This is a genomic window from Citrobacter sp. Igbk 14 (assembly GCF_028069825.1).
In the GTDB taxonomy this organism is placed as follows: Bacteria; Pseudomonadota; Gammaproteobacteria; order Enterobacterales; family Enterobacteriaceae; genus Citrobacter.
Genome location: NZ_JANEWM010000036.1, coordinates 1 through 26,188, shown reverse-complemented (window position 1 = coordinate 26,188; position 26,188 = coordinate 1). Strand labels below are relative to the sequence as shown.

28 protein-coding genes and 1 riboswitch are annotated in these 26,188 nt (G+C 53.3%); of the genes, 4 read left to right on the top strand and 24 right to left on the bottom strand.

Going from position 1 to position 26,188, the window contains the following annotated elements:
• Positions 1-47: 47 nt before the first annotated feature.
• Complete coding sequence (locus NNN64_RS14815) at positions 48-1,235, bottom strand: MFS transporter (protein WP_271441842.1); 1,188 nt, start codon at positions 1,233-1,235, stop codon at positions 48-50.
• A 107-nt stretch (positions 1,236-1,342) separates the two neighbouring features.
• Between NNN64_RS14815 and NNN64_RS14810 the strand changes: the two genes are divergently transcribed.
• The 4 genes from NNN64_RS14810 (at position 1,343) to NNN64_RS14795 (ending at position 5,860) form a co-directional block, all read left to right on the top strand.
• Positions 1,343-2,215, top strand: a complete 873-nt coding sequence (locus NNN64_RS14810) for a LysR family transcriptional regulator (protein WP_271441841.1) — start codon at positions 1,343-1,345, stop codon at positions 2,213-2,215.
• Between the two features lie 235 nt (positions 2,216-2,450).
• A complete protein-coding gene (locus NNN64_RS14805; protein ID WP_271441840.1) occupies positions 2,451-3,488 on the top strand; it encodes an extracellular solute-binding protein in 1,038 nt (345 codons plus the stop codon).
• On the top strand, positions 3,472-5,160 hold the full coding sequence (locus tag NNN64_RS14800) for an ABC transporter permease (RefSeq protein ID WP_271441839.1): 1,689 nt from the start codon (positions 3,472-3,474) through the stop codon (positions 5,158-5,160). Before NNN64_RS14805 ends, NNN64_RS14800 begins: the two co-directional genes overlap by 17 nt.
• 10 nt (positions 5,161-5,170) lie before the next feature.
• Positions 5,171-5,860, top strand: a complete 690-nt coding sequence (locus NNN64_RS14795) for an ABC transporter ATP-binding protein (RefSeq protein WP_271441838.1) — start codon at positions 5,171-5,173, stop codon at positions 5,858-5,860.
• A gap of 23 nt (positions 5,861-5,883) precedes the next feature.
• On the opposite strand, the gene ldtA is transcribed toward NNN64_RS14795, so the two are convergent.
• From ldtA to pduF, 23 genes are all read right to left on the bottom strand, one after another.
• Complete coding sequence (ldtA, locus tag NNN64_RS14790; RefSeq protein WP_271441837.1) at positions 5,884-6,810, bottom strand: L,D-transpeptidase; 927 nt, start codon at positions 6,808-6,810, stop codon at positions 5,884-5,886.
• 119 nt (positions 6,811-6,929) lie between these two features.
• Positions 6,930-7,994 (bottom strand): nicotinate-nucleotide--dimethylbenzimidazole phosphoribosyltransferase, encoded by a 1,065-nt coding sequence (gene cobT / locus NNN64_RS14785; RefSeq protein WP_040231946.1) that lies wholly within the window; start codon positions 7,992-7,994, stop codon positions 6,930-6,932.
• Positions 7,995-8,018: 24 nt separating this feature from the next.
• Complete coding sequence (gene cobS / locus NNN64_RS14780; RefSeq protein WP_271441836.1) at positions 8,019-8,762, bottom strand: adenosylcobinamide-GDP ribazoletransferase; 744 nt, start codon at positions 8,760-8,762, stop codon at positions 8,019-8,021.
• A complete protein-coding gene (gene cobU / locus NNN64_RS14775) occupies positions 8,759-9,304 on the bottom strand; it encodes a bifunctional adenosylcobinamide kinase/adenosylcobinamide-phosphate guanylyltransferase (protein WP_271441835.1) in 546 nt (181 codons plus the stop codon). The genes cobS and cobU overlap by 4 nt, the downstream gene beginning before the upstream one ends.
• On the bottom strand, positions 9,301-10,821 hold the full coding sequence (locus NNN64_RS14770; RefSeq protein ID WP_271441834.1) for a cobyric acid synthase: 1,521 nt from the start codon (positions 10,819-10,821) through the stop codon (positions 9,301-9,303). The genes cobU and NNN64_RS14770 overlap by 4 nt, the downstream gene beginning before the upstream one ends.
• Positions 10,818-11,633: an energy-coupling factor ABC transporter ATP-binding protein gene (locus NNN64_RS14765; protein ID WP_202038912.1), complete on the bottom strand. Its 816-nt coding sequence runs from the start codon at positions 11,631-11,633 to the stop codon at positions 10,818-10,820. The genes NNN64_RS14770 and NNN64_RS14765 overlap by 4 nt, the downstream gene beginning before the upstream one ends.
• Positions 11,634-11,641: 8 nt before the next feature.
• On the bottom strand, positions 11,642-12,319 hold the full coding sequence (locus tag NNN64_RS14760; protein ID WP_271441858.1) for an energy-coupling factor ABC transporter transmembrane protein: 678 nt from the start codon (positions 12,317-12,319) through the stop codon (positions 11,642-11,644).
• Positions 12,306-12,587, bottom strand: coding sequence for an energy-coupling factor ABC transporter substrate-binding protein (locus NNN64_RS14755; RefSeq protein ID WP_137382353.1), 282 nt, complete (start codon positions 12,585-12,587; stop codon positions 12,306-12,308). Before NNN64_RS14755 ends, NNN64_RS14760 begins: the two co-directional genes overlap by 14 nt.
• A gap of 2 nt (positions 12,588-12,589) precedes the next feature.
• Entirely contained in the window at positions 12,590-13,327 is a 738-nt protein-coding gene (cbiM, locus tag NNN64_RS14750) for a cobalt ECF transporter S component CbiM (protein ID WP_271441833.1), read from the bottom strand.
• Entirely contained in the window at positions 13,324-14,037 is a 714-nt protein-coding gene (locus tag NNN64_RS14745) for a cobalt-factor II C(20)-methyltransferase (RefSeq protein WP_271441832.1), read from the bottom strand. The genes cbiM and NNN64_RS14745 overlap by 4 nt, the downstream gene beginning before the upstream one ends.
• A complete protein-coding gene (cbiK, locus tag NNN64_RS14740) occupies positions 14,034-14,828 on the bottom strand; it encodes a sirohydrochlorin cobaltochelatase (RefSeq protein ID WP_271441831.1) in 795 nt (264 codons plus the stop codon). The genes NNN64_RS14745 and cbiK overlap by 4 nt, the downstream gene beginning before the upstream one ends.
• Before the next feature lie 10 nt (positions 14,829-14,838).
• Positions 14,839-15,624 (bottom strand): cobalt-precorrin-6A reductase, encoded by a 786-nt coding sequence (locus NNN64_RS14735; RefSeq protein ID WP_202038918.1) that lies wholly within the window; start codon positions 15,622-15,624, stop codon positions 14,839-14,841.
• Positions 15,621-16,346: a precorrin-3B C(17)-methyltransferase gene (locus NNN64_RS14730; protein WP_048211983.1), complete on the bottom strand. Its 726-nt coding sequence runs from the start codon at positions 16,344-16,346 to the stop codon at positions 15,621-15,623. The genes NNN64_RS14735 and NNN64_RS14730 overlap by 4 nt, the downstream gene beginning before the upstream one ends.
• The gene (gene cbiG, locus NNN64_RS14725) at positions 16,346-17,401 is read right to left on the bottom strand and encodes a cobalt-precorrin 5A hydrolase (RefSeq protein WP_271441830.1); all 1,056 of its coding nucleotides are present in this window, start codon (positions 17,399-17,401) and stop codon (positions 16,346-16,348) included. Before cbiG ends, NNN64_RS14730 begins: the two co-directional genes overlap by 1 nt.
• The gene (locus NNN64_RS14720; RefSeq protein ID WP_005123046.1) at positions 17,382-18,155 is read right to left on the bottom strand and encodes a cobalt-precorrin-4 methyltransferase; all 774 of its coding nucleotides are present in this window, start codon (positions 18,153-18,155) and stop codon (positions 17,382-17,384) included. Before NNN64_RS14720 ends, cbiG begins: the two co-directional genes overlap by 20 nt.
• The gene (locus tag NNN64_RS14715; protein ID WP_137382360.1) at positions 18,148-18,717 is read right to left on the bottom strand and encodes a decarboxylating cobalt-precorrin-6B (C(15))-methyltransferase; all 570 of its coding nucleotides are present in this window, start codon (positions 18,715-18,717) and stop codon (positions 18,148-18,150) included. Before NNN64_RS14715 ends, NNN64_RS14720 begins: the two co-directional genes overlap by 8 nt.
• Entirely contained in the window at positions 18,707-19,312 is a 606-nt protein-coding gene (locus NNN64_RS14710; RefSeq protein ID WP_271441829.1) for a cobalt-precorrin-7 (C(5))-methyltransferase, read from the bottom strand. Before NNN64_RS14710 ends, NNN64_RS14715 begins: the two co-directional genes overlap by 11 nt.
• Positions 19,306-20,445 (bottom strand): cobalt-precorrin-5B (C(1))-methyltransferase CbiD, encoded by a 1,140-nt coding sequence (cbiD, locus tag NNN64_RS14705; RefSeq protein ID WP_137382362.1) that lies wholly within the window; start codon positions 20,443-20,445, stop codon positions 19,306-19,308. The genes NNN64_RS14710 and cbiD overlap by 7 nt, the downstream gene beginning before the upstream one ends.
• Positions 20,442-21,074 carry a cobalt-precorrin-8 methylmutase gene (locus NNN64_RS14700; RefSeq protein ID WP_271441828.1) on the bottom strand — a complete coding sequence of 211 codons (633 nt, stop codon included), beginning with the start codon at positions 21,072-21,074 and terminating at the stop codon, positions 20,442-20,444. The genes cbiD and NNN64_RS14700 overlap by 4 nt, the downstream gene beginning before the upstream one ends.
• Positions 21,075-21,084: 10 nt before the next feature.
• Positions 21,085-22,044: an adenosylcobinamide-phosphate synthase CbiB gene (gene cbiB, locus NNN64_RS14695; RefSeq protein ID WP_271441827.1), complete on the bottom strand. Its 960-nt coding sequence runs from the start codon at positions 22,042-22,044 to the stop codon at positions 21,085-21,087.
• Positions 22,041-23,426: a cobyrinate a,c-diamide synthase gene (locus NNN64_RS14690; protein WP_271441826.1), complete on the bottom strand. Its 1,386-nt coding sequence runs from the start codon at positions 23,424-23,426 to the stop codon at positions 22,041-22,043. Before NNN64_RS14690 ends, cbiB begins: the two co-directional genes overlap by 4 nt.
• Positions 23,427-23,514: 88 nt before the next feature.
• Positions 23,515-23,689: riboswitch (cobalamin riboswitch) on the bottom strand.
• A 332-nt stretch (positions 23,690-24,021) separates the two neighbouring features.
• Positions 24,022-24,933, bottom strand: coding sequence for a transcriptional regulator PocR (gene pocR, locus NNN64_RS14685; RefSeq protein WP_005123057.1), 912 nt, complete (start codon positions 24,931-24,933; stop codon positions 24,022-24,024).
• 202 nt (positions 24,934-25,135) lie between these two features.
• Positions 25,136-25,945 (bottom strand): propanediol diffusion facilitator PduF, encoded by an 810-nt coding sequence (pduF, locus tag NNN64_RS14680; protein ID WP_048211992.1) that lies wholly within the window; start codon positions 25,943-25,945, stop codon positions 25,136-25,138.
• Positions 25,946-26,188: the final 243 nt, after the last annotated feature.

The window sequence follows — 26,188 nt, the reverse complement described above, 5'->3', positions numbered from 1 at the left end:
TGCCGGAAGAACTATTAAGGTCACTAGCTAAAATATAACTATTGTCATTATTTTCTAAAATAACCAGAATATTTAACTTTGTTGTATTGTAAATAACTCATCGCTGCGGCGATAAATAACGAGGCGGCCCCCAGCAATATGGAGTAAGTCATTCCATTTTTATTATTCTGAAAGATACTGACGACTAATGGGCCAAGGATCTGCCCCACCCCATATGTCAGCGTAACAAGACCGAGGAGATTAATCTTTTGGGGTGCGCTTATTTTTCTAGCCATCGGCATGACCAAAGAGCTTGTACCCATAAATGTGCCACCAAATCCAATACAGCTAATGGTTAACAGCAGTGGCGAGTTAATAAATATGGCCATGACTACGCAGATCGCTTGCACACTTAAGTTAACGCTCAGGCAGGATAATATATTCCATTTGCGAGCAGCCCATAGCCAGCCATAGCAGCCAGGAATAACGGCAAGACCGACAATAGACCAGATATGGTCGGCTAAAAAAGTGTTGCCAACACCCCGGGCCATTAACGGCAAATACGTGGCGACAATGATATAACCGAACCCCGCCAGGCCATACAGTAAGGCTAAATTCCACCACTGGATATCCGACTCCGCGCCTGCGGCAGCTTTTACTGGGGAGATCATATGCTTATCTTTCGGCAAAAGCATCGTCAGTATGACGAAAAGTATCGCTGAAACGATGGCTGCGCCAATCCACAACACATGTGAATTTAAGGCGTAGGATTCGCCAGCAATGACATATTCATTGCCGATAAATATGCCCATTCCTACGCCCGAAAACAAAGAGGCGATAACAAAAGGGTTATGGGTATGCTGCAAGACCAGCATTGAACCAAATATCATCATTCCCGCGCTTGCCACACCTGCGAGGAACCTGATTAACAAAACAATTTCTGGCTGGGTCACTTTTGCCATCAAAAAAATCAGCATGACGGTAAGTAGTGCTGAGACCAGTAACGACACTCTTAACTTATTGACCGCGCTAAAAATACCAAAAGAAAAAAGGAGGCTGCCAACAAGGTAACCTGCGTAGTTGGCGCTGGCAATTATCGATAATTGTGAAAAGGTGAGCAGTCCTTCATGAAGCATAACCGGGAGCATAGGCGTATATAAAAAGCGCCCAATGCCCATTCCTAAGGTCAAGACGACCATACCAAATACAGCAGTACTCAACTGACGGAGGCCAACAGCACTGTGATCGAGATCCATATTTTGGCCTCAAAAGACGAATTAAGTTTGATTGTTATCTTACACAAGGAAATGATAATAAAAAGTTAATAAAAATGACGAAAACATTCACTTTGAGTGATGCTTCTATGAACAGTACCTCTCTGAATTTGTTTAAAACGGTGGCGGAAACGGGCTCCATATCCGCTGCTGCACGCAGTCTGCACTGCGTTTCTTCGAATGTCACAACCCGCCTTAAACAGCTGGAAGCCAGCCTTGATGTCTCTCTGTTTGTGCGCGAGAAAAATCGACTCTACATTACCCCTGAGGGCGAGCTGCTTCTGCGCTACGCCAACAAAATTCTGGCGTTGTTAGAGGAAGCGGAATTGTCCATGCTGGGGACAAAAGTGGCGGGGCCATTGCGTATTGGTGCAATGGAAACGACCGCAGCGGTACGTCTCCCTTCGATACTGGCGAATTTCCACCGAGAAATGCCTTCCATTGAGTTAAACCTGAAAACCTCCCCTACTGAGGCGCTGGTGCAACACATTCTGAACAATGAACTGGAAATCGCATTCGTTGCCGATCATCAGGGGCTGCATATGGAAAATTCGCCCCTGCAATCACACGTGTTATGTCAGGAAACGCTGGTACTGGTAACGGCGGCAGAGCACCAGAATGTCATTACTGGCGCTGACCTCCAGGTGACAAGGCCGCTGGTCTTTGTTAAAGGGTGTAACTATCGCTCCCGCCTGGGAGAATGGCTGCACCTACAGGGGGTCGATTACGCCGATCCTCTGGAATTTGGCTCTTTTCAGGCGATCCTTGGCTGTGTGAGTGCCGGAATGGGGATTGCGCTGTTGCCGGAAAGTGTTGTCAGACAGTATGAAAATAACTTCCCTATCCGAAGTCATACGATTACGCCACAGATAGGTAAAGTGAACACCATGATGATATGGCTAAAAAGCCGCGAAGTCAGCCGGGTACTTAATCACTTTGTCTCGTTTATTACACGGGCTTAAGCGATTGCGTCGGGTCACGCCAGGCAGCCGGCAACCCAGTGTATTCATGGATGCTAAATATCTTATCCATAACAGGGACAGGCACTTCACATCGTTGATTAAAGTTATGTAAATGTAAATTATTTACACTTTGCAATGATTGTAATTGCTAGTGATTATCATTTATTGTACGCAGGCAAAAAAATGAGCCCCTGCTCGGGTCACTGTACGTTCCAATTACGCTGGGATATAAACGATGAATGCTCTGCCTCGCACTGGACTGCGCCGTATCACGCTTGCTTCTGCTCTGATCCTCTCTGTCAGCCTGCCGGCTTTCGCTCAGGATGCGTTAACGCTGTATACCACCCGTGAACCGGGTCTGATTCAGCCCCTGCTTGATAGCTGGACGAAAACCAGCGGTATAAAAGTCAGCACGGTCTATATCAAGGACGGCATGCTTGAGCGTGTTAAAGCGGAAGGTAAAAACTCCCCTGCCGACCTGCTGATGACCGTTGACGCCGGGAACCTTATCGATTTAGTCGAAGCGGGTGTGACACAACCCGTGGAGTCAGAAGCACTGAAAGCGGCGATTCCGGCCAATCTCCGCGGTGCAGATAACCAGTGGTTTGCGCTGTCAATGCGTGCGCGTGTGTTGTACGCCGAGAAGTCAATGCCAATCGATAACTGGCATTACGAGCAACTCGCCAACCCTGAGTACAAAGGTAAAGTCTGTATCCGTTCCGGACAACACCCGTATAACACTGCATTGATTGCCGCCATGATCGCGCATCACGGTGAAGCAAAAACGGAAGAATGGCTGCGTGGCGTGAAAGCGAATCTGGCACGTAAAGCGACTGGCGGCGACCGTGACGTTGCCCGCGATATCCTCGGGGGTATTTGCGATATTGGCCTGGCGAACTCCTATTACGTCGGCCATATGAAAAATGCCAAAGAAGGCAGCGATGCACGTCAGTGGGGCGATGCAATTAAAGTCGTTAAGCCAACCTTTGAAAATGGTGGCACGCACGTCAATATCAGCGGCGCTGCAGTAGCACGCTATGCCCCCAATAAAGCCGATGCCGTTAAGCTGATGGAATATCTGGTTTCCGCACCTGCCCAGCAGCAGTACGCGAAAGCGAACTTCGAATACCCGGTACTGAAAGGTGTCACTCTCGACCCAGTGATCAACGCGACAATTGGTGAGATCGACGTCGATAAAATTCCGCTAACCGAAATCGTGAAATACCGTAAACAAGCAAGTCTGCTGGTAGATAAAGTTGGATTCGATCAATAAACTTCTGCAGTTTCCGACGTTACGCGGCCTGGTTTCCGGGCCGCAGTCATTATTAACGCCGTTGCACCTTGGGGCGCTTTGCATTGCGCTTGGCGTCCTGACTCCCATCATTGCGCTTATCTGGCAAGCTACCCAGTCGGATTTATCGCACTGGGACAATCTCATTACGTTTGTGCTACCTGCAGCATTAAAAAATACCGTGCTGCTGTTAGCCGGTGTTGCCGTGTTGGTTGGCGTGATTGGCGTAGGCAGCGCCTGGGCCGTCACAGCATGGGACTTTCCTGGACGTAAGATCCTCAGTTGGGCGTTGCTGCTGCCGCTGGCGATGCCAACCTACATCGTCGCCTTTGCCTGGCTCGATCTGCTGCATCCGATCGGCCCTCTGCAAACCTTTATCCGCTTCCTGCTGGGCTTTGACAGTCCACGACAGTTCCGGCTACCGGATTTGCGCTCGCTTGCCGGCGCGATTATTTTGCTCGGTTTAGTGCTCTACCCTTACGTCTATCTGACGACCCGCGCCACCTTTATCAGTCAGCCGGCCCATTTACTGGAGGCTGCCCGCACGCTGGGATGTAGCGCTACCGGGACGTTCTTCCGTGTCGCCCTGCCAATGGCGCGCCCGGCACTGGCTGTCGGCATCAGCCTGGCACTTCTGGAAACGCTCAACGATATTGGTGCATCGGAGTTCCTCGGCGTACAAACGCTAACCGTCACCGTCTACACTACGTGGATCTCTCGCTCTGATTTATCCGCCGCTGCACAAATCGCCTGCATGATGCTGATGTTTATCTTCTTCATTCTGACGCTGGAATTTTACGGACGCAGAAAGCAAGGGTTCAGCAGCCGCAGCCTGCGGGAAATCCAACCTACTCGCGTGCACGGCTGGCGTGGCTGGCTACTTGGCGCTGTCATTTCGCTACCCGTTATATTGGGCTTTGTGGCCCCGGTTCTCTTTTTGATGTGGGAAAGTGCCAAACGCTTAGGGGACACGAGCCCACTGTCCGCCTCGTTGCTTTCAGCATTACAAAATACGCTCTTGCTGGCAGCAGGCACCACGCTGGTGGTGATTTGCGTCAGCTTGCTGGTCGCCTGGAGCGCACGCCATAGCGCGGCAGACAACGCGATGCCAGGCTTTCGTCGTGGCGTGATGCGTCTGGCCTCCCTCGGTTATGCGGTGCCCGGAACGATTCTGGCGATTGGTTTTTTGCCCCCAGCGATGGCTGTCGATCGTTGGCTGGCCGACTTACTGGATATTCGCGGGTTACCGCTGATGTCTGCCGGTATTTTGTTGGTCATTTGCTGCGCGATGCGCTTCCAGGCAATTGCCATCGGTGCACTGGACTCCGGTCTGGGCCGCATTCCGCCGTCACTCGAACAGGCTTCACGCTTGCTCGGCGAAAACGGTGCCGGAACATTTGCCCGCGTTCATTTTCCGTTACTGCGTCCGGCATTAGTGAGCAGTGCATTGCTGGTTTTTGCCGATGCGATGAAAGAACTGCCAACAACGCTGCTGTTGCGCCCGGTAAATTTCGAAACGCTGGCCACTCTGCTGTATGCAGAAGCCGCCCGCGGAACCTATGAAGAAGGCGCGATTGCCGCGCTGCTGATTGTTTTAGCAGGTACACTGCCCGTTATATTGTTGGTGCGTCACCAGATGACTCGCCGTGGTTAAGAGAGCAACAATGTCAGAAATCGCATTACGACTCCAGGACGTGCACGTTGCCTACGGCAACAGTCAGCAACCGGTCCTGACCGGATTCTCAATGTCGGTACACAAAGGGGAAATTGCTTGTCTGCTTGGCGCTTCAGGCTGTGGGAAAACAACGGTGTTGCGTGCAGTTGCCGGTTTTGAACGACTGCAGTGTGGAGAAATCTATGTCTCAGAGCGGCGTATCGCTGGCCCCGGCGTTCATTTGCCACCGGAAAAACGTCATGTCGGCATGGTCTTTCAGGAATACGCCTTATTTCCCCATCTGACAGCACAACAAAACGTGGCCTTCGGTTTACGGCGTATGCCACGCGAAGCGCAACAGGCCAGAGTGACGGAGCTGTTGAAAATGGTGGAATTGCACAGTCATGCTAACCATTACCCCCATGAGCTTTCTGGCGGGCAGCAGCAGCGCATCGCGTTAGCCCGCGCGCTGGCGCCACACCCAGAAATTTTACTGCTGGATGAGCCCTTCTCCAGCCTGGATAAGCGCACACGCGAGCGCCTTGGTAATGAGGTCCGTGATATTTTACGGGCTGCCGGCCAGACCGCACTGCTGGTTACCCACAGCGAGCATGAAGCTCAGTTGATGGCGGACCATATCGGTTTTGTGAAAATGGGTCAGTATCAGCTTAAAAAGGCGGCCCACCATAGCCAGGGCTAAGAAAGAGCCGCGTGGTGACATCGCTAATGTGTCTGCATCAGACTGATATTCACCGGCATCCCGGAACGGCGTTCCAGTGCCTGATTCCCACGATTTACATCCACGTCATTCCCGCTGATAAAAGTACGCAAAACGGGGGTGACGGGCAGCGGAACCTTTCTGTCAGATTCATATTCGGAGCGATTGCGGGACAGCGGTTCATGAACTTCAACCCAATGGCTACCGTCTGGCTCGGTGCTGAATTTTACCGGTCGGTCAATAATCTGAACACGCGTGCCAACCGGCACAGTATCAAACAGGTATTTGATGTCGTCATTACGCAGACGGATACAGCCCTGGCTCACGCGTAGCCCAATACCGAAGTTGGCATTAGTACCATGAATGGCGTACAACCTGCCGATATAGATAGCGTACAATCCCATCGGATTGTCTGGCCCGGCAGGCACAAACGCCGGTAAGCTTTCCCCACGAGCAGCATACTCCCGCCGGGTATTTGCCGTGGGCGTCCAGCTTGGTGCTTCCTGTTTACGTTCGACCGCCGTGACCCAGTTGCGCGGAGTTTCTCTTCCTGCCTGCCCAATACCAATAGGTAACACCTCTACCGTATTAGCACCCTCAGGGTAATAGTAGAGCCGCATTTCCGCGACGTTGATAACGATGCCTTCACGTACGGTATCAGGTAAGATTAATTGTTGTGGCACCACCAGTGTGGAACCCGACTTCGGCAGAAACACATCCACACCAGGATTGGCTTCGAGCATGTTGCTCAATCCCTGTCCATACTGTGCGGCAAAAGCCTCCAGGGGCTGAGTGTTACCAGCGGGAATCGTTATCGTCAGAGGGCTTCCCACCAGACGGCTGCCCTCAGGAGGCAATGGGTAGCTCACCGCCTGCGATCCCTGACTCGCGAGCAGCATAACAAAAGCACACAGCAGTTTTACACGACGCATCTTTTTCCTTTCCTTCGTCGCAACATATATCCGTTAAGTATAGCTTTTTTATCTGTTTTAGGGGGTTACGACGAGAATGCACATAAAAAGCCCCGCCATAAAGCGGGGGTCGTGAGCGGCTACGCTTCTTTGCCATCCGGTAATACAATATTACTGGCAGCTAACTGCCCCATATTGCTATACATCGCGCAGGCAGCTTCAACAATGGGCATCGCCAGCGCGGCACCACTGCCTTCGCCTAAACGCATTCCCATGTTGAGATACGGCTCCAGTTCCAGGTGCGCCAGTGCAGTACGAGCGCCCTTCTCGGCGGAGAAATGCGACGGGATCAGATAAGGTTTAATCTCCGGCGCTATCTGACAGGCAGCCAGTGCCGCTGAATAAGACAGGAAACCATCCAGAATGACCGGCAGACCACAAGACGCCGCACCTAACATCACCCCCGCCATTCCGACAAGATCAAAACCACCCACTTTTGCCAGCACATCAATACCATCACGGCTGTCCGGCTGGTTGACGGCAATGGCCCGGCGAACAACATCAACCTTATTGCCTACCCTCGAGAGTGGAAGGTTAGCACCAATACCCACCACATCCTCTGCATCGCTACCGGTTAACACACTGACAATCGCAGCCGCAGGAGTGGTATTTGCCATGCCAAGCTCACCGACGCCAAACAATGTTACGCCATCATCCGCCAGTTCTCGGGTATACCGAATCACTTCCAGCAGCAGCTCTTCGGCTTGTGAGCGACGCATTGCCGGCCCTTGTGCAATATTGCCGCAACCGCGCGCTACGCGCATGTTCACTACGCCAGGAATGAGTTCGGCGTCAATTCCCACATCAATCACATGCACCTTTGCACCAGCCTGAGCGGCCAGCACACAGACACCGGTCGTTCCGCGCGTCATATTGGCCGCCTGAATCGCCGTAACGATCTTAGGCGAAACAGCAACACCTTCATCCCACACGCCGTGGTCGGCGCACATCACCAGCATCGCTTTCCCCCCGACATGCGGCACGCCTTTCAGGCCTGGCATACCGGCCAGTTGCACAGCGAGAGATTCGAGTCGCCCAAGGCTTCCCGGCGGCTTAAGCAGGCCATCAATATGTTGCTGCGCGCGCAACATTGCAGCGCTATCGGGTGAAGGGATCGCGTGAAGTAAAGAGGATAAAGTCTGCATAAGGGTTCCAGTATGTTGACTGACTCAAAGCAGAGCCAGCAGGAAAACCAACTCGCCAAGTTCAATGGCCGCACCCAGCGTATCGCCGGTTTGCCCACCTAACGTGCGTTTTAATAACTGCCCAAGAATGAAGATCGCCACCAACGTAACAACCAGTGCTGCCACACCGCGCATGCCAGGAAGCAGGACGGCCGCCAGGATCGCCGTGAACCCCAACGTGACACAGGTTTGTCGTCCGGTAACTTTGCCAATAAAGACATTTCCCAGCCCTTCTTCGCGGGCATAACGGTGTCGATACATCAGCAAAACAGCGCTACCCCGCCCAGCGACGCAGGCTGCAGCCAGTGCCGCCAGCATCGGCGTCCCGCGCAGCGCCAGTTCGCTCACCACCAGCACTTTGGCCAGTAGCACAAAGATCAGCGCCAGTCCGCCATGAGTCCCGAGTCGACTGTCGCGCATGATTTCCAGCATCCGTTCGCGTCGACGTGCAGAAAAAATGCCGTCACAGGTATCCGCCAGTCCATCAAGGTGAAAACCGCCGGTCAGCAGCGCCAGCGCCAGCACGGCAAACAGGGCGGCCAGAGGAATACCACACCAGGGTTGCAGCACCATAAAGACCAGCCCCGTCAGTCCCCCCAGCACAACACCTATAAGGGGGAACATGACGATACCGCGTGAATAATGCTCAAAATCCAGCCCTTGCGACCAGCGCGTTGGAACGGGCAACCGACTGATAAAAGAGAGCATTGCCCAGAACAACTTACTCATTTAATTTTGACTCCAATTCCTGATACCACCAGCCAGACCTCATCCGCTGCCGCCGCCAGGCGTTGGTTAACACGTCCGGCAATATCGCGAAAATGCCGTGCCAGACGGTTCTCCGGAACGATCCCCATTCCCACTTCGTTAGTGACCAGCACCACCTTTGCGGGGCAGCGCTGACAGGCTGCGATCAACGAACGGATTTCATCTTCGATGGACCGCTCCATCGCCGCATAATCCCAACTGTCAGGATCGCTGTCACCGCCCAGCGCAAACAACTGGTTGGTCACCATCGTGGTGATGCACTCCAGCAGAATGGCTTCCTGCGGATCGTTCGCCGCCGTGATCAGCTCATCAAGATGTTGCCAACGCTCAGCAGTACGCCAGTGTGCGGGACGCCCATCGCGATGGTGCTGAATACGTGCTGCCATCTCCTCATCAAAAATCTGCGATGTGGCGATATACAGCACCTGCGGGGAATCGGCAATTAACGCTTCCGCATGTCGACTTTTTCCGCTGCGGGCACCGCCCGTCACCAGAATCATCATACGGGCTCCCGGTGCTGCTGCATGATGGTATAAATTTTCTCAATATCGATGTGTTGTCGCATCGCATCCGCCAGCAGATCAAACTGCTGCGATTTATATTGCGCGTATTGGAAAGTGGAATCCAGCGCGGTTAGCCCTTTGCGTTCACGCAGGCCGTTGACCAGCGCACGGGTGAATTCATCACTGTCAAACAGACCGTGCAGATAGGTGCCCAATACCAGTCCGTCTGCGCTCACCGCACCATCAGCCATAGCACCACCGTTTTTATGCAGCGTCATGACGGGCTGGCAGTCATCTGTTAATTGCGTTTCACCCATATGAATTTCATAGCCGCGTACGGATAGCTCCGCAACACCCGCCAGCCAGTCCGGCAGCCTGGCAGACATCACCCCTGCCACCTGGGTCGTCGTTTTATGCTGGGCAAAATGGGTCACGATATTCAGCAGCCCGAGCCCCGGCAGCGTGCCGAGTCCTGACTCAACATCATCAATGATGGTGTCCCCGAGCATCTGATAGCCACCGCAAATTCCGATTACTGGTACGCGCTGACGGTGTAATTGCAACACGCTGTGGGCTATACCGCTTTCACGTAACCAGACCAGATCGCCCAGCGTATTTTTACTGCCCGGCAGGATCACCAGATCGGCTCCCACCAGCTCCTCCGGGTGGCGCACATAGCGCACACGAACATCCGGTTGAGCGGCAAGCGCGTTGAAGTCAGTAAAGTTAGAAATATGTGGCAGTTGGACTACGGCTATCTCAATATCTCGCTTATCCGTGCGTACGTACTTCCCTTTTTGCAGTGCTACGCCATCTTCATCTTCGAGATCCACATCCAGCCATGGCATCACGCCCAACACCGGAACGCCGGTCAGCGCCTCAATTTGTTCAATGCCGGAGTGCAACAACGCCACATCACCGCGAAACTTGTTGATGATGACCCCTTTGACTCTGGCGCGTTCATGGTCGTGCAGCAGCGCCAGTGTGCCGTAAATGGAAGCGAATACCCCACCACGATCGATATCCGCCACCAGAACGACCGGGCAGCGCGCCATCTCCGCCATCCCCATATTGACGATATCGCGATCGCGCAGGTTGATTTCTGCCGGGCTGCCCGCCCCTTCCAGCACGACAACATCAAACTCCTGCGCCAGACTGTTATAAACAGAAATAATCTGTTCACGCAGCCGCGGTTTATACTCGTGGTAACTGACCGCATCCATATCAGTTGCCACTTTGCCCATCAACACGACCTGTGCTTTACGATCGCTGGTCGGTTTAAGCAACACCGGATTCATACGAACATCCGGCGTTATCCCTGCCGCCTCAGCCTGAAATATTTGCGCGCGCCCCATCTCCTTTCCTTCCGGCGTAATGCCAGAGTTCAACGCCATGTTCTGCGATTTGAACGGCGCGGTACGCAATCCATCCTGATAAAAAATACGACACAGTCCGGCGACGAGCACGCTTTTGCCAACATCAGATGCCGTTCCCTGCAACATTATTGCCTGCGTCATGACGCCTCCTTCAGTGCGTTCTTTCGCATACAGCTAAAAAATTCAGCCTCTGTTTTACACAGCGGGAAGCCCAGCTCGGTGTGCAATTTCACCAACCATGGCGGAGTTAACCCAGCTTGTTCAATAAGATCGGTACGGGCGAACACGTCACCCGGCGTACCGTGCGTCAGCACTTCTCCGCGACGTAAAACGTACACCGCATCGCTGACTTCATAGATGAGATCGATATCATGGCTGGAAATAACCACATGATTTCCTTGCGCCACGATGCGTTTGATAATCTCGATCATCTGCGTACGCCCTGATGGGTCGAGACCGGCGGTGGGTTCATCCAGTAACAAATACTGCGCTTGCAGCACCAGCGCCCCCGCAATCGCCACGCGCTTTTTTTGTCCGTGGCTGAGACACTGAATGGGCTGATGACGAAAATGTTGCGCATCGACCAGCGTAAGCGCATCGTCCACCCGACGGGCAATTTCAGCCTCGTCCACGCCCAGATTACGCAGGCTAAACGCGATGTCACTGTCGATATCGGTATAAAAGATTTGCTGATCGGGGTCCTGAAATACCGTTGCTACCTGCTGACGTAACGCCAGCAGGCCGCGCTTGCTGTAATCCAGTGGTTTTCCTTGCCACATCACCGCCCCCTGTTGTGGGCGCAGTAAACCGCTCAGGTTCATAAACAACGTGGACTTCCCGCAGCCATTGGCCCCCACCAGTCCGGTGACGGCATGTTGAGAAAAGTCCAGCGTTAACCCTTTGAGAATCGGGTCATCCTGGTAGCGAAACCAAAGCGCTGAGGTGGCAAGCATACTTTTCCTTACAGGTGAAAATCACCCTGATACAGTTTGATATCCAGTGTGGTGGTCATTTGCTGATAACGGATCAACACGCGGGTAAACAATAGTCCCACCAGCATCGCCAAAGAGCGATAGCCCAACGGCAAGCTACGATAACCAAAACGCAGCGTTTGTGCGCGATGAATGGCGAGTGCCTCGTCTAACAGGATAAAAATAAATCGCCAGGTCAGCAGAATCAGCTCGGTCATCAGTCGTGGAACACGTGCACGTTTGAGCAGAATAATTAACTGCGGAAACGGTAAATTCAGCACCAGCCAGAACGTAGCAGCCAGCGCCGCAAGGCTTCGCCAGAACGTTTCATTGGCCGTGTGAATGCCCGATGAAGTGATCCCCAGCCAGAAACTGCCCACGGGTACGCTGGCCAGTAATGTATGCGGGTCGCGGCTGACGCTAAACAAAATCGTCACGACGCCCACCAGCAAAAAGCCAAACGGTAACGCCATCCAACGACACCAGCGCCAGAAAGAAACCCGCAACAGCCAGCAACTGAGCGCCGCTATCAGCAACATCTCGATACCCTGCCCCAGCGGGGGCAGAGTAAAGGCCAGAATCATCATCACCAGCCAGAGCAAGAATTTTCGCTGCGGTGAGACATGAAACCAGCGGCTCTGGTAGCTCAGTCTGTCAAGCCCGGTCATCACGGCGCTGCCTGCCCTTGGTATACCCCAGGATATAGAAAATCACGGCAGCCCCCAACGAACCCTGTAGCGTAAACAGCAGGCTTTCGATTTCACCGCTTGCAGGTTCATACAATGGCTGGAACCACGGCTCATAATGTGGCGCGATAGCCTGAATCTGGCTTTCCGCTTCACCGTCCGAACCGCCGTATTCTCCGCCGTGGTTGATGAAAAACGGCAGGACCACCAGCGCAACGACCATCCCTAATAAAATCAGCGTCTTTTTCATCGTTAATGTCCTTGTGCGGTAATCAACTGGCGTTTGGTTAACTGGTCATAAATCATCACGGTTAGCAGCCCCTCAGCGATCGCAATTGGAACCTGCGTCAGACAGAAAATACCCATAAATTTGATAATTGATCCCATCGCCCCCGCAGAGGGATCCGGGAAGGCGACGCCCAACTGCACAGAGGTGACGAAATAGGTAACGAGGTCTGCCAGCATGGCGCACAGGAAGACGCAAACATCACGACGGAACCCCGCGCGACAGGCCATCTTCCACACCATATATCCAACAACCGGGCCGATTACCGCCATCGACATCCCGTTCGCGCCAAGCGTTGTCAAACCGCCGTGGGCCAGTAACAGCGCCTGGAACAGCAAGACGATTGCCCCAAGAATCGCCACCACCCCCGGCCCGAACAGGATAACCGCCAGCCCCACCCCTGTCGGATGTGAGCAGCTCCCGGTAACGGAAGGTATTTTTAGCGCCGACAGGACAAAAATGAAGGCGCCACACAGGGCCAGCAGGACTTTCTGGTGGTTATCTTCCTGCACGATTTGACGCAGACGCACTAACCCGTACCACAGGCAAGGTAGAAACAGCAGCCACCAGGCCAGCGCCCACATCGGTGGCAAAAAGCCTTCCATAATGTGCATCGCAAACGCCTGCTCAGGAACAATCATCAGTAATAGTGCCGCAGCTAACCCGCTGAAAGACAGCTGTTTGAGCTGTTGTTCAAGCTTCATTGTGCATACTCCCACTGTTTATTAACCAGAATGGTTGAGAAATAAGGTAGCGGCTGATCGTCGCTCACTTCATTCAGATGGCGCCAGCACTGCTCACCTGGCAGCGTGGCTTCAGACATCATCAATGCACAGTCCAGCAAGCCTTCTTGTTGCAGCAGCGCTTTGATGCGCGCAAAACGACCGTACACCTTCATCAACACCAGGCTGTCATGTTGTGTTAATGCGTGCTGGATTTCACTTTCCGGCGCGGTACAGGAGACCACCGCCAGGGACTGTTGCTCCATGGCAAGCGGCGTTTTTGAACGTGCTGCAATCGCGGCAAACGAGGTGACGCCGGGGACAATTTCTAACCAGTCTGGATGACCAATACGCTGGAGTAAAAAGATCCAGGTACTGAATAACATGGCATCGCCGAGGGTAATAAAACCAACCTGCTTGCCCGCTTCCACTTCCTGTACCAACGCAGCAGCGACCTCATCCCAGACAGCCTCTTTTTCAGCACTATCGGCACTCATCGGGAAATGGCAGCAGCGAACTTCAGTTTGCTGACCGATATACTCACGTACGATCGACAACGCCAGACTATCGCCACCTTTACGCCCGGCCGGCGCATAGAGAATATCCAGCGTCCCAAGGGTGCGTGCTGCACGCACGGTGACCAGATCGGCAGCACCGGGCCCGGTGCTCAGTGCATACAATTTGCCACTCATGCTGCTTCCTCCAGCGCTACGCTCAGCGCTTGCTGTAAATGGGCGACAAACATGGCACGAACCGCCGGATTCTCACCCAGACCGCTGAGCCATGGCGTAGCCGGAATGCCTGCTGCGTTAAACAACGTTTTCCACGAGTCCTCTTCATCAGAGGCCATATCATTGATAGCGTGATCGCCTGCAACCAGCATTAGCGGCATAAGATGAACCGCCGTCACACCTTCCTGACCTAAGCTTTCGATCAGCACCTCTACTTCCGGGTAGCTTTCCACTGCACCTACGCGAGCCGGGAAGCGCTGCGCTGTCATCATGTGATCGAGACAGGCATAAGCAGCAAACGCGTGATGACTGGCACCGTGGCCCATAAACACGACTTTTTCACGCTCACCTAACGGCGGCATCTGCTGTTGCAGCGCCAGCATCAGTTGTGCGTAATCATCGTGACTGCTCAACAGCGGCACCCCCAGAGTCAGACGTGAAAACAGCGGGCGCATACTTTGGACTTCACGAACAATTTTCTCGTATTCGTCACCATTAATGATGTGCAGCGACTGAATAGCCACATCCTGATACCCCTGCTCCGCCAGCTTTTGCAGCGCCTGCAGCGGCGTATCGATCTCAATACCGTCCCGCTGTTTGAGCTTGCGGATGATCATCCCGGAGGTAAATGCCCTGAACAGATCGCGGTCGGGACAACTGGCCGCAAGATCGCGCTCGCAGGCCACAATATTCTTCTCGCAGGTGTCGTGATAGCTGGTGCCAAAGCTGACCACCAGAAGCGCCTTTTTCATCTCTTACTCCTTAAGCAGCGGCCAGCCAGCGCGTTAAACGCGCCCCAAATGCGGCCTGACTTTCCAGTAATTCTTCTCCCGTCACCAACGGTGCCGGGCGTGTAATCACGATGCAGGGAATACCTGCATCCAGACAGGGCTGAACTTTTTCCTGATAACCCCCTTCCGCGCCTGACGCTTTGGTGATCATCACATCCGCCCGACACTGGCGATAAAACGCGGCGTTGAACTCCGCGCTAAACGGCCCGCACAGTGCGAAGATTTCACCGACGCCAAAACCCAGATCCGCGCACTGTTGAATCACCTCTGGCACAGGCAGTACGCGTGCCAGCAGCGTTTTTTCAGGCAAGCCTGCACGCCAGATAGCCAAATCTTTACTGCCGGTCGTCAGCAACACGCGTTCGCCAAAACGACGTGCTGTTTCACATGCTTGCTGGATGCTCTGTACGGTGTGCAAATGCGGGTGAGTTAAATCACTCAACTGTTCAGGCCGCTGATAGCGGCTCAACAACACACCGGCCGCTTCACAGGCGTTCATGATGTTGCGGCTCACCACTTCGGCATACGGATGCGAGGCGTCGATCACCCAGCGCGTCCGGTTTTCCTGCAACCAGGCAATCATTTGTTCGCGCTCCAGACGCCCGCAGCGAACCTGACCTTTGATGTCACCTGCCAGTTGCTTACCTGTCGGCGTCGCCACCGACAGGGTGTACGCGACATTTGCCGCATCCAGTTGCTGGCACAGCATGCGCGCATCACTGGTGCCGCCCATAACCAGCACATCACCGTAATTCACAGCACATAACCCCGTGGTGTAATCATCAGCCCATCCTGTACGTAGGTGGTTTTGTTGCCGACAATCACCAAACTGGTCATATCCACTGGCTCAAAATCCATATCACCGAGCGTAGTCAGCCATTTTTCCTGCTTTTTACGACCGGCCGACTTCACGATACCTACGGGTGTTTGGGCGCTCTTGCTGGCGGAAAGCAGTTCAAATGCACGCGCCAGATGTCCTTCACGACCGCGACTGCGCGGGTTGTAGAAACAGATAACGAAGTCAGCTTCACCGGCGGCAATAATGCGTTTTTCAATTACCGGCCACGGCGTTAGCAGGTCACTCAGGCTGATATGGCAAAAATCGTGCATCAGCGGTGCGCCAAGCAATGAGGCGGCGGCAATACTTGCCGTCATCCCAGGGATCAGCCGAACCTCAACATCCAGCTTTTGCTTGCTGACCAGCTCAAGCACCAGCCCGGCCATACCGTAAATCCCGGCGTCGCCGCTGCTAATCAGCGCCACGTTGTGGCCAGCCTGCGCCAGTTCGATTGCGGCCTGGCAACGTTCAATCTCTTTGCACATCCCGGTTTTGATCACCTGCTTATCGCCGGTGAACGCCTTTACCAGATGGGTGTAGGTTTTATAGCCAACAATGATTTCCGCCGCCTGGAGAGCTTCAACGGCTTCCATGGTCATCATTGCCTGCGAGCCAGGGCCAATTCCAATTACGCTTAACATCAGTGTGAAACTCCCAAAGTGATCGTGACGCCCTGTTCGCGCAGGGTCTCGCCTAACAGTTGTCCGTGGCTCAGCAGCCAGGCTGCAGGACCGGAAACGCTTCCTGTACCCACCGTTTTGCGTACAAACGATGAGGCCGGAAAACGGTGTTCATGCTCACGCAGCGCGTCAGCGGTAAAGGTTTCGAAAGGCACGCGGCAACAGGAGGCCAGCTGGATAAGCCCCTGTTCGTCTTTTTTCAGCGTGATGCTGCCAATTGCTTTTAACGCCAGTGGGTCGAAGCGTTGGGCTTCGAGTTGGCGTGCCAGCAGCGTAGCTAACAATGGGAACGGCGTATCCCGACGACAGCCAATTCCGGCAACCACTCGCTGCGGTACCAGCTTCCAGTGCACAACGGGCAGCTCAGGCAGATTGTTGCGCAAGGTAATACAAATCAGCGCATCCAGTTCAGGAAGCTGATTGAGATCGGTCACCGTGATAAATCCACGGCGGTCGCAATGGCTGACGTCCTGTGCCAGTTCGTCGTCCCACCACAGACCAACCCGTTTGTTGCTGACCAGCATCTGGTTAACGATTTTGACCGCCGAGCGGAAATCATTCATACGGGCATTTAATTGAAACGCCAGCGTGTCCAGCGCCGCCATATCGTTAACATCCGTCGCGGTAGTAATGACCGGGTCAGCCCCCAGCATTCCCGCCAGATAACGCGCCAGTGCGTTAGCGCCCCCCGCATGACCGGAGAGCAGGCTAATGACATGCTGGGCACGTTCATCGATGACCACCACCGCCGGATCGCAAAATTTGTCGTTGACCAGCGGAGCCAGCACACGCACGGCAATGCCGGTTGCACCGATAAAAATCAGCGCTGAGTAATTCGCAAACGCATCGCGCGCGGTGTTAGCAAAACCGTTGTCGAAAGGAATAAATCCCTCCTCCAGCAGTTTTTCACTGGTGAAACAGGTTACCGGCAGCATCGCCGCCAGACGTTTAGCAAGCGCAACGCCGCCGGGGGTCAGGCAAAATAGCGCGAGTGATTCAGGCTTTACGGTATTCATGGCTAAAATCCGCCGCATAGAGTTTGGAGTAGTGATACTCCGAGCCCAGGAAGTTACCGACCAGAATGAGCGCCGTTTTACGGATCCCTGCGTCGCGAACTTTGTCGCCAATATCTGCCAGGGTACCGCGCACGGTCTGACTTTCCGGCCAGGTTGCCTTGTAGATCACCGCCACTGGCGTGGCCGCCGGGTAACCGCCTTCAATCAGACGCTCAGCAACCCGGTGGATACGTTGGACGGAAAGATAAATCGCCATCGATGTCTGGTGACTGGCAAACGACTCCAGTTGTTCACGTTCCGGTACCGGCGTGCGACCTTCCAGACGGGTAATGATGAGACTCTGCGACACTTCCGGTACGGTATACTCGACGCCCAACTCCGCAGCCGCACCCAGGAATGCGCTAACGCCAGGCACCACCTGCCAGTCGATCCCGCGTTTGGTCAGCTCTTCGCCTTGCTCACGCACAGAGCCATACAAGGAAACATCACCGGTTTGCAGACGCACGACGGTTTTACCGGCTTTCACACCCGCTTCCATCAGATCAAGGATCTGCTCCAGATGCAGTTCGGCGCTGTCATGACATTCCGCTCCGGCCGGGCAATATTCCAGTAATTCAGTGTTAATCAGCGATCCGGCATAGATAACCACCTGTGCCTGCTGGAGCAACCGGTAACCTTTGAGGGTAATCAGCTCGCGATCGCCAGGACCTGCGCCAACAAACCACACACTACGGGGATCAAAAATCTCAGACATGGGTTCCTTCCTTCTGACAGGCGATAACAAATACGGGGTTATTCGGTTTGAAATAGTGACCACTACCCAGCGTGGCAAGTGAGGAAACCTGCAGTTGCAGGCAATCCACACCCTGAATGCCAAGGTGGTCCAGATGAGCCAGAGCGGTGTTCAGGTTTTCCTGAAGGATAAATGTCATCACCAATCGCCCTGCGGGATGTAACTGACGCATTGACCAGTCGATCAGATCGGTCAGATGGCCGCCGCTACCACCCATGAAAATGGCATCGGCTTTTTCCGCAATCGTCATCGGCGCGATACCGGGAAAAATATCGATGTTTGCGCAGGCAAAATGCTGACGGTTTTCGTCCAGCAGCCTGAGTGCATCCGGATTACGCTCGATCGCCGTGATACGCAGCCCCGGATATTGCAACGCCGCCTCAATCGACACGCTGCCGGTTCCCGCGCCGATATCAATCAGATGGCTGGCGCGGTGTAATTCAAGTTTTGAGAGGGCGAGTGCACGTACCGCTTCTTTGGTCATCGGCACTTTCTCTCCACGTAGAAAAAGCTCATCTTTCATCGAGGATCACCACTGCATTCATGTCATAGTCGGCTGTAATTTTGCTCACAGGCAGGCAGTGGATACGCTCATTGTCCATCGCCAGGTTTTCGCCAATCACCATCCAGCGATGTCCTTTGCCTCTGGCCACCAACTGCTGTGCAATTTCACGCGGGCCACACAGCGCATCAGTCACCATCGCAACCTTGTTGTGTCGCGCCAGTTCATCAAAACAGACACTGCGACCGTGGCTACTGGTGAGCCACATGTCGTTCATATCAATACCAGCTTGTGCACACAGATACTGAACGGCGCTAATACCGGGAATAATGCGCACATTTTCAATACCAAAATGCGCCACCATCCGCGTGCCAATGCCGTAGAACAGCGGGTCGCCTGAGGCCAGTACCACCACGTTTCGCGCCTGATGTTCGCCTATCCAGTTCAATAGCTCCGGAATATTGGCGCCAAGAGCAAACCGTTCACCGGCAAAATCCGGGAACTGCTGCAGATGCCGCTTACCACCGACCAGCACATCAGCCTTTGCAACCGCGTCGCGCGCCACCGGCGTCATCAAATGCAACCCAGCGGGTCCCATCCCAACAACAGTTAACATTCCATCTCCTCTGCGATCTCCGCGACCGGACGATTGCTGCCGAGGACCTGATTATCAAAAGAGAACATGATGGCGTCGCAGGTCGGGGGATTTTTCGTAAAACGCAGGGTTTGCAGGACGCGCATACAAATACGCTTCGCCAAATGGTTGTAAATGTGTTGAAAACCGTATGCTTCGATATGTTCCATCGCAGCTTCGGTCGTGTCACAGTCGCTGACCAGCGTCAGCAGTTCCAACGGCGCGCCAAGTAATGCGAGGTGAGCCACCAGCGTTTCCATGCGGGCATCAGCGATATGACTGTGGGTATGGAAGATCCCTGCCGCGATTTTGATAAGTTTGCCGGGGTGGCCCACCAGCACGATCTGGCGGAATCCCAGGCGCACCGCTTCTTCAATCATGTAACCGACAAAGTTGCTCATAGTGACCACAACCTGTGTGTCGATCCCCATCTGTTCACGCACAAAACGTTCGCCGTGATTACCCGGTACCAGTACGACGCGATCCAGCCCTGCCGCACGTTTGATCTCCAGCTCCAGCGATAGCGAACGTTTCCAGCTCTCTTCCGACATCGGCGTAACAATGCCCGTGGTTCCAATGATCGAAATACCGCCCAGAATCCCCAGGCGCGAGTTGTAGGTTTTTTGCGCCCGTTCTTCACCTTCAGGCGCAAAAATCTCGATGTTTGCCCCACGATTTGGTCCAATCGCTTCACGTACTGCGGACTCAATGGTCTGACGAGGTGTCCGGTTAATCGCCGAACTGCCCACCGGCAAACCAATCCCTTTACGGGTCACCGTCCCGACACCTTCACCGCCCTGTAAGACAATTTCTTTGCTATCGTCTAACGTCACGCGGGCAAAGATCAGCATCCCATGCGTGGCGTCCACATCATCACCACCATCTTTGCGGATGGCGGCAATCGCCTGCTGCCCTTCGATATGCGGTGACTCCACGTTCAGGCATAACGTCACCCCGGAAGGCGTCACAATGGAAACCTGATGGATCAGATGCTGGCGCAGCACCATCAACGCAGCGACTTTTGCCGCCGCCGTCGCACACGATCCCGTGGTGTACCCTTTACGCAGCGCTTTACCGTTGTGCCACACTGGCGTATCGAAGGACTGGTCGCTCATCGCGCCCCCTGCATGTGATAAAGCATGGCGTTGACGATAGCGGCAGCGACGTTACTGCCGCCTTTGCGGCCTAATGCGGCAATGGCGGGCAGATGACTTTGTGTCAGTGCGTCTTTCGACTCCGCTGCGCCAACAAATCCTACCGGTACGCCAACCACACCGCTGACAGGTGCATCATGTTCCAGCAGTCGGAACAACGCGGTTGGCGCATTGCCAAAGACAAACAGTTTTTCGCCTTCTTCCTTCACGGCAATGTCGACTGCAGCCATTGAACGCGTGATCCCCTGTTCTTTTGCTGCCCGCACCACGCGTGGGTCGCTGATGTAACAGCGGCATTCGCCACCGAATTTTGCCAGCAGGGTTTTGTTGATCCCGGAAAGCGCCATCGTGGTATCGGTATAAATCACGCTCGGGCGACTCAATGCTGCGCAAAATTGTTCCAGTACACCGCTGGAAAACCACAGAATGTCCAGCCAGTCGAAATCCGCGGTGGTGTGGATCACCCGCTTGATGATGGCTTCATGCAACGGACTGGCAAACTCATAATCCGGGCGGGTTTCACTGATAATCTCACCAATGATGTCGAAACTTTTGGCCTCAATCGCTTGAGGTTGCTGGATATAGTGCATTTTGTTGTCCTCAGGCGACACCGACCCACAGCCAGCGCAGCGCAATAAAAAGCGCCAGTGCCAGGGTCGATGCTACCCACATCAATCGAATCGTTTGGGAAATGTCGTCTACAGAAATGTCTCGTTGTTGATCGCCAATCCACGGTTTCTCAACGCGCTCGCCGAAGTAGTCATTGGGTCCCCCGAGGCGAATACCTAATGCGCCGGCCACAGCAGCTTCCGACCACGCGCAGTTTGGGCTGCTATGGTTGTAGCGATCACGCCAGCCAATCTGCAAAGCGCGTGCGCCGTCCTGGCGGCATAAAAACGCCGCCACACCCAGCAACAACCAGCTCAGTCTTGCCGGAATAAAATTAGCAACATCGTCCAGACGGGCGCTGACCATGCCGATAGCACGGTATTTTTCATGTTTGTACCCCACCATTGAATCGAGGGTATTCACCGCTTTGTAGGCCATCGCCAGCGGTGCACCGCCCAGTAAGAGAAAGAACAGCGGCGCGATGATGCCGTCAACGGTGTTTTCCGCCACGGTTTCCACCACGGCGCGGTTGATCTGTTTTGGTTGCAGCTGTGAGGTATCACGTCCCACAATCCAGGAGAGTTTTTCCCGACTTTCGGCGAGATTATTGGCACGCAATGGACGCTCAACATCCAGCGCAGCATTCGCCAGACAACGCCCCGCCAGCACGGTAAAGATCATCCACACCTCTACGCCCCATCCCAGCCACGGATGAATGGAATTCGCCAGCCTCAGCACTCCCCAGGAAACGCCCCATGTCACACCAACCACCACGATCCACATCACGGCACCACCGATTCTCAGCGTGCTATCACGATGGCAATAACGCCGAATGACTCGCTGGACTGCGGAGATAAGGTTGCCAATCCAGCGCACCGGGTGAGGCCAGTTCTGCGGATCGCCAATGATAAAATCCAGCAGCCAGGCAACGCACCATGCAAGTATCGTCATAGCGCGTTCCTCGCAGCGGCCAGCCAGTGATTGAGCATTTCGGGGCGCTGGGCAAAATGAACGTGCAGGTAGCTGGCGAAGGTATTTCCGACCTGCCATCCGCCTGACCAGGCCTGCAGCGTTTTGCCATCACGCACCTTGCGGCAACTCATCACCGCCGGAGTTTCAGGGGTAAAATCGGAATAGTGGAATTCATGCCCGCGCAGGACTTCACCGGTCGTTGCCAGCAATGTTTGCTGTGTGGCTTGTGCCTCGCAGTAGCCAAACCGGGTCAGTCGTTTGCCCATTTTGCTGTGCCCAGGAATGATATCCGCCATTAGCCAGCGATCGCCGTTGCTGTCCTCCAGCGAGCTACCGAGATACATCAACCCTCCGCACTCTGCATAAATAGCGACGCCACGCTGATGTGCCGCTCGCAATTGCTCCAGCATGGTGACATTACGGGCCAGGGCCGCAGCATGCAGTTCCGGATACCCACCGCCTAACCAGATCATCTGGCAGTCCGGTAAACAGGTATCGTGCAGCGGGCTAAAACGAACAATGTTGAGGCCCGTACGCGCCAGTAACGTAATGTTATCCGGATAATAAAAGTTGAACGCCTCGTCATCAGCAATGGCCAGCGTTAACCCTGCGCCTGCGTCTGCGTCTGCAGCAGGCAGGGCGGGCCATTCACCAACAGGAAGGTTGTCTGACGCACTTAAGGCCAGCAGCGCGTCGATATCCAGCGTCTGTTCCAGCATCGCGGCAAAATCCTGCCACGGCTGCTGGTTGATAACTGACTCACGAGCGGTAACCAGCCCCAAATGACGCTCAGGGAGCGCGACGCCCTCCATCCGGGGAACATAGCCCAATACAGGCACGGAGCAATAACGCTCAATCGCAACTTTGAGTAGCTGGTAATGTGTTTCGCTGTTGACCCGATTAACAATCACGCCTGCAATGTTCAGACTGGGATCAAAATGCTGGAATCCCATCACCGTGGCGGCTATCGAAGTGGAAACCGCCTTACCGTCAACCAGCAAGATGACCGGGCAACCCAACTGTTTCGCCATCGCCGCAGTACTGCAGTAATCAGGGTCTGTGCCATAGCCGTCATATAACCCCATAACGCCTTCGATAACGGCAATATCCGCGTGCTGCATCTGCTCGCAAAATAAGGCATTCAGTGTAGAGGTGGGTAGCATGAAGCTATCAAGATTGCGGGAAGCCGTGCCGCATACCGCGGTGTGCCAGCCAGTATCAAGGTAATCAGGACCGACTTTGCATGGCTGGACGCGTAAACCGCGCTTTTTCATCAGGCTCAACAAGCCCAGCGTTACCGTGGTTTTGCCACAGCCGCTACCGGTACCTGCAAGAACAAATGCGTGAAAACTGGCCGCCATACCCTGATCCTGTTCAGGGTGGTAGGGGTGTATAGATACCCAGTCTCTCGACTGTATGCATCTGCGCAACCCACTTCCCACCGAAGTTGTTGGTAGTCACCGACAGGCAGGTCTTCTGGCTTAGCGTCGTCCTCGCCCGTCCTTCCCAATCTTGCGATCAGTGGTCTATACGGGGTCGTCAGCATCACAGCAGCGGGGGCTGCGGGGGATTCTCACCCCCTTCCCTACCACAAATGTGGCAAACCTGTCAGTTCAAGAGCCGATTTAATTTGGCTCTGTGTCTTGAGGCAAATTCACGACCTCATGACAATAATTCAATTTAATATCTTGCCGGGTACATTCAACCAATGTTATGGCCTCAACCCGTTTATTCATATGTTCATTTTTTGAATGAAAGCGTCATTAAAGAATAAAGAAAGTCTTTCACACAGACACTGTATCTCATCACAAAAATAAAAACTGGTGCAGTTTATCCCTCAAATACTATTATTTTGTTGCGCTATGACAATTTATTGACTGCTGTAGTTATTTTTCATTTTATAATGACTGACATAGCATAAGATATCAAAAATCGGCAATAGCAAATTATTGCTATTTAAGCTGTCTCTTCAGATGAGATGACATTTATTTGCTGACGGAAAGCCTGCGGCGTAACCTGGTACGTTTGACGGAAAACTTTGCAAAAATAACTGGTTTGTGAGAAGCCTAAATTTCGCGCGATACTGGCAATGCTCCAGTCGCTATGACAAAGTAACTCTTTGGCACTCGCCATTCGCTGTTGATTTACCCATGCGTTAAATCCTATCCCCTGATATTTTTTGAACAATTTGCTGAAATAGTAAGGGCTGAGATAAACATGAGAGGCAACATCTTCCAGGCGAAGCTCGTCCGATAAATGCGCATCAATATAACGCAAGGCTTTCTTCATTTTACTGTCATGAGGGTTCGGACTACGATTAGCCCGCACCGGCTCTGACTGTTGCGGATTGTCTTTAATCACGACGAAATTCAGTTGTTTTTTAAGACAATTTTCTACAATGAGCTTTAGCAAATCCGCGGAAGCAATAACCCGCGAATAGTCCATTTCCGGTACATTACGAAATTCACTCACCAGTTCAGGATCGGCTTGCCAACGGTCGTCCACGTTCAGAATATCCACCAGCCCCACGTCATTACTTAAGCGCACCTGACCACATAAGACAAACCCTACCAGATGTCCCGCAATGACCAGCGGAATGGAGAAGTCGGTAAGTCCGGCATGGCAGCGATAAATGCAAGGTTGATCGGATTTTGAAGCTTCCAGTCCCCCACAGCGATCGCTCATACGACATCGCGTACTATGTTGAGGATGCTGGCGCATCAACTGGCAAAAAGGGGTGAAATTAAAAAGCTCAGAAATTTCATCACCGTGAATATTGACAACCACAACAGCCAGACTGGTGGCCTGCGCAAAATCCTGTGCGATTTTATTAATGAGTTCTGAGTTCAGGGCACTCGCAGAAATCATGATAAAACCTCTCAGTTAATTTATTGTTATAAATAAAACATGTTATTTACATCCGCTTTTCATCTCACTATCCAAAGCAATGATAAAAGGCGTATTCGAACATAACAAAAGTCTCCCATTCTTGGGAGACTTTTTAAGCGGTTCAGGAAACCTGATCACGAAAACAGTTATTACATTTCAAAAATAAACATTTTCCGTGAAGCTAACGCTCATTTTCCTCCAGCTTACAGCTATTACACGGTAAGTTTTTGCCAATAAAGTAACGATAAATTGCTGCCCCCGCACAAGCACCAATGATAGGTGCCACGATCGGGACAATAAAGTAAGGAATATCACGCCCCCCAGTCATCGCGACATCCCCCCAGCCCGCCATCCATGCGAACAATTTAGGCCCAAAATCACGAGCCGGATTCATGGCAAATCCGGTAAGCGGCCCGGTAGAAGCCCCAAGAACAGCAACCAGAATACCGATCAGTAGTGGTGCTAACGGCCCCCGGGGAATCCCATTGCCATCATCGGTGAGCGCCATGATCATTCCCATCAGAATAGAGGTAATCACAACTTCCACCAGTGCAGCCTGCCAGACGCTGAGTGCAGCGGCAGGATAAGTACTAAATATGCTGGCAAGCTGCAAACTTTCGAGGCTGCCCCGCACCATGTGGTGGGCGGTTTCGTACTCGATAAACAAACTGCCATACAACAAATAGGCGAGCAGAGCGCCACCAAAGGCACCAGCCACCTGAGCAATGGAGTACGGCAACACTTTACGGCCAGGAAAACAGGCAAACAGCCACAGTGCGATGGTGATAGCGGGATTGAGATGTGCACCCGAGATCCCTGCAGTCAGATAAACTGCCAGTGAGATCCCCAGCCCCCATATAATGCAGATTTCCCACAACCCTAAACTGGCACCGGCTACTTTCAGGGCGCTCAGGCATCCAATGCCAAAAAACAAAAATAACCCGGTACCCAAAAACTCGGCAATGCATTGCGCTTTTAGTGAATCGTTCATTGTGACACCTTCTAAGCAGAGTTCGTGTCTTTACCAGCGGTCTCCTTGCTGGCTCGTAGAATACTTCGAGACTTACTATAAAAAGCGGTGTCGGCAAATTGTTGGCAACCTGAGGGCGGTATGTGCGTCAAAATCGTGTTGTGATAGCAAATTCTTGTCATCATCTTTATAAAAACACGCCTCCTAATGGGCCAAACCCTTATTAAAAGCATATTTATAAAATAATAAAATATTGCTTATAGC

Excerpts from the sequence above, each read along its gene's own strand:
- cbiB (WP_271441827.1), bottom strand. The coding sequence starts at position 22,044 with ATGACGATACTTGCATGGTGCGTTGCCTGGCTGCTGGATTTTATCATT.
- NNN64_RS14700 (WP_271441828.1), bottom strand. The coding sequence starts at position 21,074 with ATGCACTATATCCAGCAACCTCAAGCGATTGAGGCCAAAAGTTTCGAC.
- pduF (WP_048211992.1), bottom strand. The coding sequence starts at position 25,945 with ATGAACGATTCACTAAAAGCGCAATGCATTGCCGAGTTTTTGGGTACC.
- NNN64_RS14745 (WP_271441832.1), bottom strand. The coding sequence starts at position 14,037 with ATGAGTGGCAAATTGTATGCACTGAGCACCGGGCCCGGTGCTGCCGAT.
- NNN64_RS14720 (WP_005123046.1), bottom strand. The coding sequence starts at position 18,155 with ATGTCTGAGATTTTTGATCCCCGTAGTGTGTGGTTTGTTGGCGCAGGT.
- NNN64_RS14765 (WP_202038912.1), bottom strand. The coding sequence starts at position 11,633 with ATGCTTGCCACCTCAGCGCTTTGGTTTCGCTACCAGGATGACCCGATT.
- cbiK (WP_271441831.1), bottom strand. The coding sequence starts at position 14,828 with ATGAAAAAGGCGCTTCTGGTGGTCAGCTTTGGCACCAGCTATCACGAC.
- NNN64_RS14730 (WP_048211983.1), bottom strand. The coding sequence starts at position 16,346 with ATGTTAAGCGTAATTGGAATTGGCCCTGGCTCGCAGGCAATGATGACC.
- NNN64_RS14760 (WP_271441858.1), bottom strand. The coding sequence starts at position 12,319 with ATGACCGGGCTTGACAGACTGAGCTACCAGAGCCGCTGGTTTCATGTC.
- cbiG (WP_271441830.1), bottom strand. The coding sequence starts at position 17,401 with ATGAATACCGTAAAGCCTGAATCACTCGCGCTATTTTGCCTGACCCCC.
- cbiM (WP_271441833.1), bottom strand. The coding sequence starts at position 13,327 with ATGAAGCTTGAACAACAGCTCAAACAGCTGTCTTTCAGCGGGTTAGCT.
- NNN64_RS14810 (WP_271441841.1), top strand. The coding sequence starts at position 1,343 with ATGAACAGTACCTCTCTGAATTTGTTTAAAACGGTGGCGGAAACGGGC.
- NNN64_RS14805 (WP_271441840.1), top strand. The coding sequence starts at position 2,451 with ATGAATGCTCTGCCTCGCACTGGACTGCGCCGTATCACGCTTGCTTCT.
- NNN64_RS14715 (WP_137382360.1), bottom strand. The coding sequence starts at position 18,717 with ATGAAAGATGAGCTTTTTCTACGTGGAGAGAAAGTGCCGATGACCAAA.
- cbiD (WP_137382362.1), bottom strand. The coding sequence starts at position 20,445 with ATGAGCGACCAGTCCTTCGATACGCCAGTGTGGCACAACGGTAAAGCG.
- cobT (WP_040231946.1), bottom strand. The coding sequence starts at position 7,994 with ATGCAGACTTTATCCTCTTTACTTCACGCGATCCCTTCACCCGATAGC.
- cobS (WP_271441836.1), bottom strand. The coding sequence starts at position 8,762 with ATGAGTAAGTTGTTCTGGGCAATGCTCTCTTTTATCAGTCGGTTGCCC.
- NNN64_RS14755 (WP_137382353.1), bottom strand. The coding sequence starts at position 12,587 with ATGAAAAAGACGCTGATTTTATTAGGGATGGTCGTTGCGCTGGTGGTC.
- NNN64_RS14770 (WP_271441834.1), bottom strand. The coding sequence starts at position 10,821 with ATGACGCAGGCAATAATGTTGCAGGGAACGGCATCTGATGTTGGCAAA.
- NNN64_RS14710 (WP_271441829.1), bottom strand. The coding sequence starts at position 19,312 with ATGTTAACTGTTGTTGGGATGGGACCCGCTGGGTTGCATTTGATGACG.
- pocR (WP_005123057.1), bottom strand. The coding sequence starts at position 24,933 with ATGATTTCTGCGAGTGCCCTGAACTCAGAACTCATTAATAAAATCGCA.
- ldtA (WP_271441837.1), bottom strand. The coding sequence starts at position 6,810 with ATGCGTCGTGTAAAACTGCTGTGTGCTTTTGTTATGCTGCTCGCGAGT.
- NNN64_RS14690 (WP_271441826.1), bottom strand. The coding sequence starts at position 23,426 with ATGGCGGCCAGTTTTCACGCATTTGTTCTTGCAGGTACCGGTAGCGGC.
- NNN64_RS14795 (WP_271441838.1), top strand. The coding sequence starts at position 5,171 with ATGTCAGAAATCGCATTACGACTCCAGGACGTGCACGTTGCCTACGGC.
- cobU (WP_271441835.1), bottom strand. The coding sequence starts at position 9,304 with ATGATGATTCTGGTGACGGGCGGTGCCCGCAGCGGAAAAAGTCGACAT.
- NNN64_RS14815 (WP_271441842.1), bottom strand. The coding sequence starts at position 1,235 with ATGGATCTCGATCACAGTGCTGTTGGCCTCCGTCAGTTGAGTACTGCT.